We start from the raw sequence: 12,662 nt of genomic DNA on the forward strand, positions 1-12,662 counted from the left end.
CCAACGAGTCGGGGAAATTTGCGGCAGTATAGCATTGCCAGCGCCCCGTCTCCTCAGAAGGAGAACAACATGAGCCAGGCCTTTGATGCCGTTGCTCAGCAACAACTGCTCGAGCGTCGCGTCAGCGAAGCGCTCGAGCTGGCCCGCAGCCTGGGCGCCGATGCCTGTGAGGTCGGCGCCAGCGTCGATCAGGGCGTCAGCATCTCGGTGCGCGACGGTGAGGTGGAAACCGTCGAGCTGTCACGCGATCAGGGCATCGGCGTGACGGTCTATCTCGGCAACCGCAAGGGCAGTGCGACCTCGTCCGATGCCGGCAGCGACTCGATCCGCGCCGCGGTCGAGAAGGCGGTCTCCATCGCGCACTATACCGGCGAAGACAGCTTTGCCGGGCTGGCGCCGGCCGAACTGATGGCCACCGACTTCCCTGACCTCAAGGCGCATCATCCCTGGGCGATCAGCGTCGATGAAGCGACCGACCTGGCACTGGCCTGTGAGCGTGCCGGGCTGGAAGTGGAAGGCATCGCGCAGTCCGAAGGCGCCAGCTTCTCCAGTGGCGAAGGCGTGCAGGTCTATGGCAACAGCCATGGGTTCCTGGCCAGCCAGTGCGGCAGTCGTCACTCGATGTCATGCATGCTGATCGCCAAGGATGCACAGGGCATGCAGCGTGACTATGACTACACCAGCGTGCGCAATCCGGCAGACCTGCGTTCCCCCGAGTCGGTGGGGCGTGAAGCTGCTCGCCGCACGCTGGCGCGTCTGAATGCGCGCAAGGTGGCGACGGGTCGCATGCCGGTGATGTTCGACCCGCAAATGTCGGCCGGTCTGATCGGTCACTACCTGTCTGCCATCGCCGGCGGCTCGCTGTACCGTGAGTCCAGCTTCCTGTGCGATAGCCTGGGCCAGCCGCTGTTCCCCGACTGGTTCACGCTGGGCGAGAAGCCGCGGGAAGTCGGTGGCATGTCCAGCGCCGCCTTCGACAACGATGGCGTCGCGACGCGTGACAATGTCTACTTTGCCAACGGCAAGGTGCAGAGTTACATGCTGAGCGCCTACAGTGCCCGTCGCTTGAACATGCAGACCACCGGCAACGCTGGCGGCGCGCGCAACGTGCGCATCACCGCGCCGCTGACCTCGCTCGATGAGATGCTCAAGCAGATGGGGACCGGCGTGCTGGTGACCGAGCTGATGGGCCAGGGCGTCAACGGTGTCACTGGTGACTACTCGCGTGGCGCCTCCGGTTTCTGGGTCGAGAACGGCGAGATCCAGCATGCGGTCGAGGAATTCACCATTGCCGGCAATCTACGCGACATGGCGGCCAATCTGCTGGCGGTCGGTGATGATGTCGATACGCGTGGCAGCATCCACAGTGGTAGCTGGCTGATCGATGGCATGACCGTCGCGGGCATGTCCGAAGGAGAAGATGATGAGCTGGAAGGCTGATCGCTGACGCTTCTGTCTCGTGCGACAGGCGACAAACAACACGGCCGCTCCCTCGGGAGCGGCCGTGTTGTTTCTGGGGTAATCACTAATACCCGCACCCGTCGGGGATTACAGATAGAGCCAGGTCGCCAGCCCCAGGAAGGCCATGAAGCCGATCACGTCGGTCACGGTGGTCAATATCACGCTGCCGGAAAGGGCAGGGTCGATATTGAGCTTCTTGAGCAGTACCGGCAACAGTGTGCCCGTCACGGCGGCGATCAACAGGTTGATCATGATCGCGGCGCCGATGATTGCCCCCAGCTGGACATCCCCGAACCATACGATGGCGATGCCTGCCACCACCACGGCCCATAACAGGCCGTTGAGTCCCGCGACGATGACTTCGCGCTTGAGTAGCCAGCTGACATTGCCACTCTTGACGTGCCCCAGCGCGATACCACGGATCAGGACGGTGAGTGCCTGAGAGCCCGCGATGCCCCCCATGCTGGCGACAATGGGCATCAGCACGGCCAGCGCGGTGATCTTCTGGATGGTGCCTTCGAACATGCCGATCACGGCGGAGGCCATGAAGGCGGTCAGCAGGTTGATACCGAGCCAGACGGCGCGGCGCCACGAGGTCCGTATCACGGGAGAGAAGGTGTCTTCGTCCTCATCCATCCCCGCCATCGACATCACCTGGTGCTCGGCGTCGCCACGGATGACATCGACCACGTCATCGATGGTGATGCGACCCAGCAGGTTGCCATCGCCGCCGACCACGGGCGCCGAGATCAGATCGTGCTTCTCGAATAGCGAAGCGACTTCGTTCTCCGGCATCAGGGCCGGGATCACCACGCTGTCGGTGTCCATCACTTCGCGCACCGTGACGCCGGGGTCCGAGACCAGCAGGCGGTTGATGGGCAGCGCACCGATGAATTCATCGCGTCGTGAGACGACCAGCAGGGTATCGGTGGAGTCGGGCAGGCGCTCGTGGCGGCGAATGTAGCGCAGCACCACGTCCAGGGTGATGTCCGGACGAATGGTGATGGTGTCCGTGTTCATCAGGCCGCCGGCGGTATCCTCCGGGAAGGACAGTACCGTTTCGACGCGCAGACGCTCCTGCGCCTCCATGGAGTCGAGGACTTCGAGAATCACCGTATTCGGCAGGCGCTGCAGGATGTCGGCGACATCATCCGGTTCCAGGTTCTCGGTAGCGGCGAGAACGTCGACGGCGTCCATGTCCTTGAGGAAGTCGGTCTGGATGTCTTCGCCAAGGTATTGAAGGACATCGCCCTGTAGCTCGGCATCGACCAGCTCCCAGAGCAGATTACGCTCCTTGGGGGGCGAGGATTCGAGCAGGTGGGCCACGTCCACCGGCGCGAGGCCGCGATTGAGCATGCGTCTTGCCTGTTCCAGCTCGCCGCTTTCCAGCGCCTGTGACAGGCGATCAAGTCTTGGCTTGAGTTTTCGAGACGTCTTGCTCATCTGTCGGCTTCCCCTGTCGACATGAAGGACAGTGCTGATTCTACCATTGGCTCAGGGGGGCGCGTCGACAAAAGAGAACAGCGTTTCTTATCGAAAGGACAATCCGCGTTCCGGCCACTGGCGCAAAAGCAGCGTTGCATGGCTGTCAAGCGCAAGGATAGGTGCAGGGAAAGGGGGGAGGGTAGGTGAAAGGATAGGTGCAAGATCAGGTGCCAGGCATCCCACGCGAGCCGTTGATGGTGTCGCCAGGGGGGGCTGCCAGAGGGGGGGAGCTGGCCGATAAGCGAGCGGGCCGAAAAGATAGTTGACCAAGAAGCGAGCTGGCTGAGGAAGGAAGGCTGAGCGCATAGCGCAAATGTACAGCGCTGTCAGTGGCGGTTATTCGTCTTCCTCGAAACGCGCCTCGAACAGCGCCTCGATGGCCAGCATCGCCTCATCGGCCTGTTCGCCCTCGACATCGATCAACAGCTTGGTGCCGCAGGGTGCGGCAAGCATCAGCAACGCCATGACATTGGCTGCATTGGCGCGTCGCTCGCCATGGCTGACCATCACCGTCGCGCAATAGGGCGCACAGCAATTGACCAGCTTGGTGGCTGCGCGGGCGTGCAGCCCGCGACGGTTGGTCAGCGTCAGCTCACGAGAGGCCATCGCGACTCTCCTCGGTGCTGGTGTCTGAGTCGCTTTCGCCTGTGGTATCGACATGACTCAGTGCGGTATGAATACCCAGTTCACGATGGCGTAGACGCACCTCCGGCAGGCGCTCGGCGAAGTAGCTCGCCAGCTGCTCGCACAGGTAGACGCTGCGATGTTGGCCGCCGGTGCAGCCCACGGACACCGTCAGGTAGCTGCGATTGCTGTCCTGATAGGCGGGCAGCCAGCGTTCCAGCCAGCCGGCGATATCGTCATGCATCGCCTGGACGGTGGGGTAGCGCCGCAGGAATTCGGCCACGCTGTCATCGCGACCGGTATCGCCGCGCAGGTTGATGTCCCAGTACGGGTTGGGCAGGCAGCGGACATCGAACACCATGTCGGCGTCGGTCGGCACGCCATGCTTGAAGCCGAAGGATTCAAAGGTCAGCGTCAGGTGGCGAGAGCTGTGCTGGGCGACCTGCTCGGTGATCCGGGAGCGCAGATCGTGCACGCTCAGGTTGGTCGAGTCGATGACCAGATCGGCCTTCTGGCGAATGGGAGCGAGCGTCTTCTGCTCGATCTCGATGGCCTCGGCCAGGGTGTGGTCGTTGTCGCGCGTCAGAGGGTGACGACGACGGGTCGCCGAGTAGCGTTCCAGCAGCACGCGCGAATCGGTGGTCAGGTAGACGACCTGCACGTCCATGCCGCTCTGGCGGACGTTGTCGAGCAATTCGGGGAAGCGGGTCAAGGCTTCCGGCAGGTTGCGGGCATCGATGGAGACCGCGATACGTCGGCGTGCCGGACTGTCCTGTTCGAGCTGGTCGACCAGTGGCGCCAGCAGCATGCCGGGCAGATTGTCGATGGCATAGTAGCCAATGTCTTCCAGCGCCTGGAGAGCGATGGATTTCCCGGAGCCGGAGCGGCCGCTGATGATCACGATCTTCATGAAGTGCTCTCCAAGGGCGAGGTCAACGTCGAAAGAATGCAGGGGTGGGGCAGAAGGCTGCCCGCTATCAGTGCGCTGTACGTCGGCCGATGGGAGGCCAGCAAGACGAAAGCCCGGACGATGTCCGGGCCTGTGATTCAGCGCGCCGGTAATTCGGCGATGGCTTGGGTCAATGCCTCAAAGAGTGCACGCTGGCTGTCTGCCTGGCGCAGGGCCGAGCGATTGGTCGGGGAATTGAGCAATTCCGCGACCTGCCCGAGCAGCGTCAGATGGGTTTCATCCGCTTCCTCAGGCACCAGCAGCACGAACAGCAGATCGATGGGTTCTCCGTCGATGGCATCGAAGTCGATGGGTTCACCGAGCTTCAGAAACGCAGCGATTGGCGTCTTGCAATGCGGGCTACGTGCATGGGGCACGGCCACACCGTGGCCGATGCCGGTCGATCCCAGTCTCTCGCGCCCGATCAGGCGCGAGAAGACTTCCTGGCTATCCAGGCTGGGAATGTTCTGTGCGATGAAGGTGCTGAAGAATTCAAGCACCCGCTTCTTGCTCCCCCCGGGGACACCGTAAAGGGTGCGCTCGGGGGGGAGGATCTGATCAAGTGTCATGGCTGAAGGTCAACGGGTCCCGGTGCCCTGAGCACGAGCCTGGGACTTTTCCTTGTGTTTGACCAGCTGGCGATCCAGCTTGTCGGCGAGCGCGTCGATGGCAGCGTACATGTTGGGGTCTTCTGCCAGGGCGTGGAGGTCAGCGCCTGCTGCGTGCAAGGTGCAGGCAGCCTGCTGGCGCTCCTTCTCGATCGACAGTGTCACCTGAACATTGGTGATGTTGTCGTAATGCCGTTCGAGGCGGGCGAGCTTCTCGTTGACGTAATCGCGGAGAGGATCGGTAAGTTCCACATGATGCCCGGTAATATTCACTTGCATGGACACGCTCCTTTATCCAGCGGGTTGCCATTCAATTGTAACCCTTTTTGACTACGAGCAAACCCTGATCGGACGCTCTGCAACAGGCTTGACGGCCGCCGTCTGGCGATGTTTTCGCGCCCTTGCCAGCGGCGTCAGATGTCGTGAGCGTCTGTACCGACAATGCCCAAGCTTTGCGCAAAGATCAACGCTGCGCTGCATCGTGGCTCAGTGCTTGTCTTCAACTCAATGAAGGGTAGCGGAATGGACTTCAAGGTCACGCTTGAAGGGTGGTGCATGAAAGGCGCGCAAGAAGGCGGGTTTTCGTCGCCAATCCCTGCATGTACGCCGCCTTTCAGGCGCCTGGGTTGCGTGGAGCAAGCAGCGTGCCAGAAGGATCACCGAGTGTCATCCCGGTGCAATACGGCCAAAAGTGACTTTAAAAACATGCGATTGACGGTAAATGATGCTGCCGGAATGATGGATTTTTGCCAACATCCTGCGCGCCGTCATGGGCCATGATGGGTCATTGACGAGTGGTTGACGGCATGACAGGGCGCGCAACAGGCGCGCCGGTGTCAGTAATGTCAGAGGCTGGTGAGAGAGAAAACCAGCGTCTGAGGTTGGCGGCGGCTGCCATTGTGGAGGTGAAAGCAGGGCATGGCAGCTGCAGGTGATGCCTCAGGCCAGACGCTTGCGCTCGCTGGAGGATGGGATGCCCATCGCTTCGCGATACTTGGCCACGGTACGGCGTGCGACCTCGATGCCATCGCTGGCGAGCAGATCGACCAGGCGTGAGTCGGAGAGAGGCTTGCGAGCCGGTTCTTCCGCAATCAGCTTGCGGATGCGGGCACGAATGGCGGTGCTTGAGTGGGCGTCGCCACTGCCGCTGCCACCGACCTGGCTCGAGAAGAAGAACTTGAGCTCGAAGACGCCGCGCGGGGTGTGGATGTATTTCTGGGTCGTGACCCGCGAGATGGTCGATTCGTGCATCTCGACCACTTCGGCGATGTTGGCCAGAATCAGTGGCTTCATGCCTTCCTCGCCTTGCTCGAGGAAGTCGACCTGGCGCGCCATGATCTCGCGGCCGACCTTGAGCAGGGTGTCATTGCGTGATGACAGGCTTTTCATCAGCCAGCGCGCTTCCTGCAGGTTGTCCTTGAGGAAGGTGTTGTCGGCGGACTTGTCGGCACGCTTTATCAGTGCGGCGTATTCCGGCTGGATGCGCAGCCTGGGCAGCGCTTCCGGGTTGAGCTCGACCTGCCAGCCGTGGCGGGTATGACGCACCAGCAGATCAGGGATCACGTAATCGCTGGCGGGCTCGCCCCAGGCGGATGCCGGACGCGGATCGAGCGCGCGCACCAGGCGGATGACGTGGTCCAGCTCGTCATCGTCAAGGCTCAGTCGGCGCTTGAGCAGCTTGCGGTCATCGTTGCCCAGTGCCTCGAGGAATTGACGTACCAAGCGACGCGCCTGCGCCAGCAGCGGCAGATCATCCGGCAGCAGCGCCAGTTGCAGCAGCAGGCACTCGCGCAGGTCGCGGGCGAAGACGCCGGTCGGGTCGAACTGCTGCAGACGCAGCAGTACCTGCTCGAGCTCGGAAGCCTTGAGACCGGGCAGGCCCTGGCCGCGCAGACCATCGACCAGCTCATCGAGTGACAGGCTCAGGTAACCGGCACCGTCGACGGCATCGATCAGACTCTCCGCCATCTGGCGTTCACGGCTATCGAGGTCGGTCATCGCCAGCTGCCAGCGCAGGTGGTCCTGCAGGCTCTCGACGCTTGTATTGCGATCGAAGTCCGGCCCTTCTTCGCTCCCGCTGCCACTGCCGGAGCTGGTCAGGCTACCGGCGTGGTCCTGATAGAGGTCCGACCAGTCGCTGTCGAGGGGGTATTCCTCGGGAATCTCGCTCGAGGAGTCGGCAGTGGAGATCTCGCTCGTATCCTGTGTCTCGATGACATCCAGCGACTCGTAGTCCTCGTCGAGCTCCAACATGGGGTTGGACTCGAGGGCTTGCTGAATCTCCTGACGCAGATCGAGCGTCGACAGCTGCAGCAGCTGGATCGCTTGCTGAAGCTGCGGCGTCATGGTCAGCGAGGTGCCGAGGCGGAGTTGCAGGGTGGGTTTCATGGAGTCAGTCAATTCACGGCAAAGGAACGTGCTTACTACGCTATACCGTGACTCGGGCCACTGACAAGTGGTTGCCGTGAATATTAAAGCAACTTGCATGCCATGTTTCCACCAAGGTGGTATGGACGTCATGCATGCGTCTGATGTCAGACATGAAAAAGCCGCTACGCGATAAAATCACGCAGCGGCTTTTGAAGCTTTCGCCTCCGGTGGGCTCAGCGCAGCCGCTGACCCTAGAGCGTGAACTCGTGGCCGAGGTAGACGTCGCGCACCTGCTGGTTGGCCAGGATGGAGTCCGCGTCACCGTGGGCGATGATCTGGCCATCGCCGACGATATAGGCGGTGTCACAGATATCGAGTGTCTCGCGCACGTTGTGGTCGGTGATCAGCACGCCGATGCCACGATCGCGCAGTTGGCGCACGATGCTCTTGATCTCTCCCACCGAGATGGGGTCGACGCCGGCGAAGGGCTCATCGAGCAGCACGAAGTCCGGCTCGGTGGCCAGTGCGCGGGCGATCTCGACCCGTCGACGCTCGCCACCGGACAGGCTCATGCCGGCACTGGCACGAATATGCGTGATGCTGAATTCCTCGAGCAACTCTTCAAGGCGTGCCTTGCGGCCATTGCGATCCAGGTCCTTGCGGGTCTCCAGAATCGCCATGATGTTGTCGGCTACCGACAGCTTGCGGAAGATCGACGCCTCCTGAGGCAGATAGCCGATGCCGGCGCGTGCACGCTGATGCATGGCGGCAGCGGAGAGGTCCTTGTCGTCGATGGAGACGTTGCCGGCATCGGCGCGCACCAGCCCGACGATCATGTAGAACGAGGTCGTCTTGCCGGCGCCGTTGGGGCCCAGCAGGCCGACGATGTCACCCTGACGGATCTCAAGCGAGATGTCCTTGACCACCTTGCGGCCCTTGTAGGCCTTGGCCAGATGGCGAGCGCTCAACGTACGCGGAGTAGCAGCAGTCATCACTCAGTTTTCCTTGCTGGCATTGGCGCCGCGCGGCGTCAGAGTCATGTGCACGCGACCGCCTTCGGTCTGCTGTGCCGTCTTGCTGTTGTTGGCGTTCACCTGGCGCTTGTCGAGGAAGTACTCCACGTAGCCGCCTTCGAAGGTGTCATCGCCTTTCTCGAGGCGCGCATTGCCGACCAGCTCCACGCGGCGCTCCAGCGCATGGTAGCGGATGGTGTCGGCCCAGCCCTTGACCAGCTTCTCGTCGGGTGCGGGTTGCTGTTCCAGGTAGGCACGCTTGCCGGTGGCCTTGACCAGCGAGATCTCGCCGCTGCCGGCGCGGCTGATATCGACGCGGCTGGCATCGAGCTTCATGCTGCCCTGGCGCATCTCCACCTGGCCGGTATAGGTGGCGGTACCGGCCTTGTCATCGAGAGACAGGGCATCCGCGGCGATGTTGATCGGCTGGCTGGCATCGCTGTCCAGCGCCATGGCGGCCGGGGCGAAGGTAGACATGCCCAGTGCCAGGCAGAGCGCCATGACACCGCTGTTGAGGGTCTGGCGACAGGCCGTCAAGGGCTTGCGAGTCGTGGAAGTCATGGTGGCTCCTTGGCATGACGGGGTCGCCGCCCGAGCAATGATGCCATCGAGCGGCAGGGAAGAAGGTGTTGCGGCGCGGGTCATGGCGCGACGGCCAGCCCGGCGGGTTCATTCACCGCTGGCAGGCGCTGCCTCGAAGGTGCTGTTGACGCGCCCCTCATCGGTAGTGGTGCTCTCGGTGCCCGAGTCTATGCGCTCGGCTTCCTTGCTGGCCTCGCTCTGGCCCGCACCGGGTTGCAGGACGCTGCGGACGCGGCCCTGCAGCACGGCGGAATCCCGGGAGAGGTCGGCGCTGAAGCTGTCGCTTTCGACATGCTGGCCATTCTGGGTGATCACGACCGGCACGTCACTCCAGGCGCGATTCTGATCACGGCTGTAGTGCAGGACATCGGTATCGAGGGTCCAGCGGTCATCGGGCTGGCGCAGTCTGGCATTGCCCTCGAGAGTGAAGGTGTCGCCGCCGGCGCTCAACACGCCACTGTCACCCGTGGCATACCAGCGGCGGTCTTCACTGTCGTTGGTGCGAATCTTCGGGGTCTGCGCCCGGGTCACGTCATCGCCTGGCGTATGCTCGATATGCGGCGAGCTCATGGACTGGATCGCCACGCCGCGCGCATCGAAGCGTGTCATGTCTGCCCCGTCGAGATAGTAATCCGGCTCACTGCTGTCGACCTCGACATTGACGGTCGATTCCAGGCTGTTGCGCTGCTCGATCAGCGCCAGCACGCCACCGACGAGCAGCAACAGCAGCATCAGCCAGAGACGCGGAGAAGGGCGGGGCAGACGTAACATCAGGGACGCGACTCCTGCAGGTAGGTATCCAGCACCGAGGCCCAGTGGCCCTGTGCCTTGAGCAGCAGATCACAGAGCTCGCGCACGGCGCCATCGCCGCCCTGGCGCGAGGTGACCCAGTTGGCCTCGCTCATCACGTAGGCCATGGCGTTGGGCACGCTGACGCCGAGGCCGACACGCCGAATAGCTTCGCGGTCCGGCAGGTCATCGCCACAATAGGCGACGTCTTCCAGCTCGATCCCGTGCTCGCGGCACAGATCGGTCAATGCGACCAGCTTGTCTTCACGGCCCTGGATGACATCCTGAATACCCAGTTCCTTGGCGCGACGCTCGACCATCGGTGAGCTGCGGCCGGTGATCAGCGCGACGCGAACGCCACTGCGCAGCACCAGCTTGAGGCCATGACCGTCCTGGACGTGGAAGGACTTGGTCTCGACGCCGTTGGCATCGTAGTGCAGGCGGTTGTCGGTGAGCACGCCATCGACATCCAGCGCCAGCAGACGCACGCGGCGTGCGCGGTCGATGATGTCCTGCGGATATTCTTCGCTCAGGGAATTCGTGTCGCTCATGGTCTTTCTCCTCGCACTCCGTGCATGCTTGACGCTGTCCTGTGAACGGCGCTGATGGGCGTTGAGCGGTGGCGTCTTGCCGGGACGATCTGCCGTCGAACAGAGACAGCGAACGCCCGCGGGAGTTCAGATCACGCCGCTGGCCAGCAGGCCGTGCATATGGATGGCCCCGATGGGGTGCTCATCCTCGTCACAGACTACCAGAACGCTGATGCGGTTTTCTTCCATGATGCGCACCGCTTCGGCGGCCAGCATGCTGGCGCGCACGGTCTTGCCGCCGCGGGTCATGACATCATCGACCTTCAGCGCGCGCAGATCGCCGTGCTGGTCGAGGGTGCGGCGCAGGTCACCATCGGTATAGACGCCGACCAGATGGTCGTCATCATCGATTACACAGGTGAAGCCCATGCCCTGACGCGTGATCTCGAGCAGCGCATCGCGCAGCGGGCTGCCGAGTGCCACGCGCGGCAGGGCGTCGCCATGATGCATCACGTCCTGGACTCGCAGCAGCAGGCGGCGACCCAGGCTGCCGCCCGGATGGGAAAGCGCGAATTCCTCGGCAGTGAAGCCGCGCGCCTCAAGCAGTGCCACCGCCAGGGCGTCGCCCATCACCAGCGCAGCGGTGGTCGAGGCGGTGGGTGCCAGATTCAGCGGGCAGGCTTCCTGGGCAACGCTGGTGTCCAGATGCGCCTCGGCGTCACGCGCCAGGGTCGAGCCGGGTTTGCCGGTCATCGAGACCAGCGGGGTGCCCATGCGCTTCAAGAGCGGTAGCAGCGCTGTGACTTCGGCGGTCTCTCCGGAGTTGGACAGCGCAAGTACTACATCGGCCGGCGTGATCATGCCCAGGTCGCCATGGCTGGCTTCCCCGGGGTGGACGAAGAAGGCCGGGGTGCCGGTGCTGGCCAGGGTGGCGGCGATCTTGCTGGCGACATGGCCGGATTTGCCCATGCCGGTCACGATGACGCGGCCCTTGGTGGCGAGCATCAGCTGACAGGCGCGGTCGAAGTCGTCATCGAGATGGCTTTCAAGCGCGGCGATGGCCGCCTCTTCAATGGCGAAGGTGCGACGGGCGCTGGCGCGAAAATCCGCCTGGCTGGCCGGAGTCTCATCAGCGGCGGCGGACTGGCTGGATGCTGAGGCGCCAGGTGTGGTGGCGTGTGGAGTGCTGGAAGGCTCGGTCATGATCGAATTGTTGCCTGTGGTTGGCCAGGGCTCAGGCCGCGCGGAAAGGGCGTGTCATCCCGCGCGGCGGCGTGGCAAACGATGATGAAGACGCTGCCGTCAGCGAGTCAGGCTGATGGCAAGCCAGGCCGTGTAGGCCAGATAGCAGGCGAGCAGGATAACACCTGGGGCACGGCCGATGCGCCCACGGCGCTGCCAGATGAGCAACGCGGCCAGCAGCAGCGTCAGTCCCAGCATCACCGGATAGTCACGGCTGATGGCGCTGCCATCCACCGGTCCCGGCGCCAGCAGGCCCGGCACGGGCAGCACGGCGAGGATGTTGAACAGGTTGGAGCCGATGACGTTGCCGATGGCGATGTCGTGATGGCGCTTGAGGGCGCTGGCCACGCTGGCGGCCAGTTCCGGCAGGCTGGTGCCGATGGCGATCACGGTCAGGCCGATGATCAATTCCGGCACGCCGAGTGCCTGGGCGATGTCGGTCGCTCCCCACACCAGCGCCCGCGAGCTGGCGATCAGCACGGCCAGCCCGACCAGTAGCCAGAAGATGGCGCGCCCGGTACTCATCTCGGGCACGTCATCCTGGCTTTCCGCCTCACTCGGGGCATCGACCTTGAACAGCCACACCAGCGTGAAGACCAGCAGGGCCAGCAGCAGGATGCCATCGAGACGCTCGAGCCCGCTGTTGGACAGCGCATAACCGCCCAGCGCCGTAGCCGCCAGCAGCAGCGGCAGCTCGCGGCGCACCAGCCCGAAATGCACTGGAATCGGGGCGATCAACGCCGTGACGCCGAGCACCAGGCCGATATTGGCGATGTTTGAGCCCAGCGCATTGCCGGTCGCGATATCCGGAGTGCCATCAAGAGAGGCCATGATGGAGACGACGATCTCGGGGGCAGAGGTGCCGACGGAGACAATCGTCATCCCGATCAGCAGTTTGCTCATCCCGGCGCGCCACGCAGTGGCCGCGGCTCCTTCGACGAAGCGATCAGCACTCCAGACAAGACCAATCAGGCCGATGACGACTGCAAGGATGGGAAATAGCATCAGA

At 63.2% G+C, this 12,662-nt stretch carries 13 protein-coding genes; 1 reads left to right on the forward strand and 12 read right to left on the reverse strand.

What is annotated here, in order from left to right:
- Window positions 1-69 precede the first annotated feature (69 nt).
- On the forward strand, window positions 70-1,440 hold the full coding sequence (gene pmbA / locus AC5WNJ_RS03270; protein WP_176676279.1) for a metalloprotease PmbA: 1,371 nt from the start codon (window positions 70-72) through the stop codon (window positions 1,438-1,440).
- Between the two features lie 108 nt (window positions 1,441-1,548).
- Here the strand turns inward: pmbA and mgtE are convergent, their stop codons facing one another.
- From mgtE to AC5WNJ_RS03330, 12 genes are all read right to left on the reverse strand, one after another.
- Window positions 1,549-2,904, reverse strand: a complete 1,356-nt coding sequence (gene mgtE / locus AC5WNJ_RS03275; protein WP_176676280.1) for a magnesium transporter — start codon at window positions 2,902-2,904, stop codon at window positions 1,549-1,551.
- A gap of 378 nt (window positions 2,905-3,282) precedes the next feature.
- Window positions 3,283-3,552, reverse strand: a complete 270-nt coding sequence (locus AC5WNJ_RS03280) for an HPr family phosphocarrier protein (protein WP_176676281.1) — start codon at window positions 3,550-3,552, stop codon at window positions 3,283-3,285.
- On the reverse strand, window positions 3,539-4,480 hold the full coding sequence (gene rapZ, locus AC5WNJ_RS03285; RefSeq protein ID WP_176676282.1) for an RNase adapter RapZ: 942 nt from the start codon (window positions 4,478-4,480) through the stop codon (window positions 3,539-3,541). The genes AC5WNJ_RS03280 and rapZ overlap by 14 nt, the downstream gene beginning before the upstream one ends.
- Before the next feature lie 137 nt (window positions 4,481-4,617).
- A complete protein-coding gene (locus AC5WNJ_RS03290) occupies window positions 4,618-5,088 on the reverse strand; it encodes a PTS sugar transporter subunit IIA (RefSeq protein WP_043332557.1) in 471 nt (156 codons plus the stop codon).
- Window positions 5,089-5,097: 9 nt separating this feature from the next.
- On the reverse strand, window positions 5,098-5,406 hold the full coding sequence (gene hpf / locus AC5WNJ_RS03295) for a ribosome hibernation-promoting factor, HPF/YfiA family (RefSeq protein WP_175088343.1): 309 nt from the start codon (window positions 5,404-5,406) through the stop codon (window positions 5,098-5,100).
- A gap of 660 nt (window positions 5,407-6,066) precedes the next feature.
- Window positions 6,067-7,515 carry an RNA polymerase factor sigma-54 gene (locus AC5WNJ_RS03300; RefSeq protein WP_176676283.1) on the reverse strand — a complete coding sequence of 483 codons (1,449 nt, stop codon included), beginning with the start codon at window positions 7,513-7,515 and terminating at the stop codon, window positions 6,067-6,069.
- A gap of 233 nt (window positions 7,516-7,748) precedes the next feature.
- Entirely contained in the window at window positions 7,749-8,489 is a 741-nt protein-coding gene (lptB, locus tag AC5WNJ_RS03305) for an LPS export ABC transporter ATP-binding protein (RefSeq protein WP_043332551.1), read from the reverse strand.
- A gap of 3 nt (window positions 8,490-8,492) precedes the next feature.
- Complete coding sequence (gene lptA, locus AC5WNJ_RS03310) at window positions 8,493-9,071, reverse strand: lipopolysaccharide transport periplasmic protein LptA (protein ID WP_225347607.1); 579 nt, start codon at window positions 9,069-9,071, stop codon at window positions 8,493-8,495.
- A 108-nt stretch (window positions 9,072-9,179) separates the two neighbouring features.
- On the reverse strand, window positions 9,180-9,863 hold the full coding sequence (gene lptC / locus AC5WNJ_RS03315) for an LPS export ABC transporter periplasmic protein LptC (RefSeq protein WP_176676284.1): 684 nt from the start codon (window positions 9,861-9,863) through the stop codon (window positions 9,180-9,182).
- Window positions 9,863-10,432 carry a KdsC family phosphatase gene (locus AC5WNJ_RS03320; protein ID WP_176676285.1) on the reverse strand — a complete coding sequence of 190 codons (570 nt, stop codon included), beginning with the start codon at window positions 10,430-10,432 and terminating at the stop codon, window positions 9,863-9,865. Before AC5WNJ_RS03320 ends, lptC begins: the two co-directional genes overlap by 1 nt.
- Window positions 10,433-10,558: 126 nt before the next feature.
- Complete coding sequence (locus tag AC5WNJ_RS03325) at window positions 10,559-11,614, reverse strand: KpsF/GutQ family sugar-phosphate isomerase (RefSeq protein WP_176676286.1); 1,056 nt, start codon at window positions 11,612-11,614, stop codon at window positions 10,559-10,561.
- 99 nt (window positions 11,615-11,713) lie between these two features.
- Window positions 11,714-12,658 carry a calcium/sodium antiporter gene (locus AC5WNJ_RS03330; RefSeq protein WP_176676287.1) on the reverse strand — a complete coding sequence of 315 codons (945 nt, stop codon included), beginning with the start codon at window positions 12,656-12,658 and terminating at the stop codon, window positions 11,714-11,716.
- Window positions 12,659-12,662: the final 4 nt, after the last annotated feature.

Source organism: Cobetia sp. PDI-23MA, from assembly GCF_059507735.1.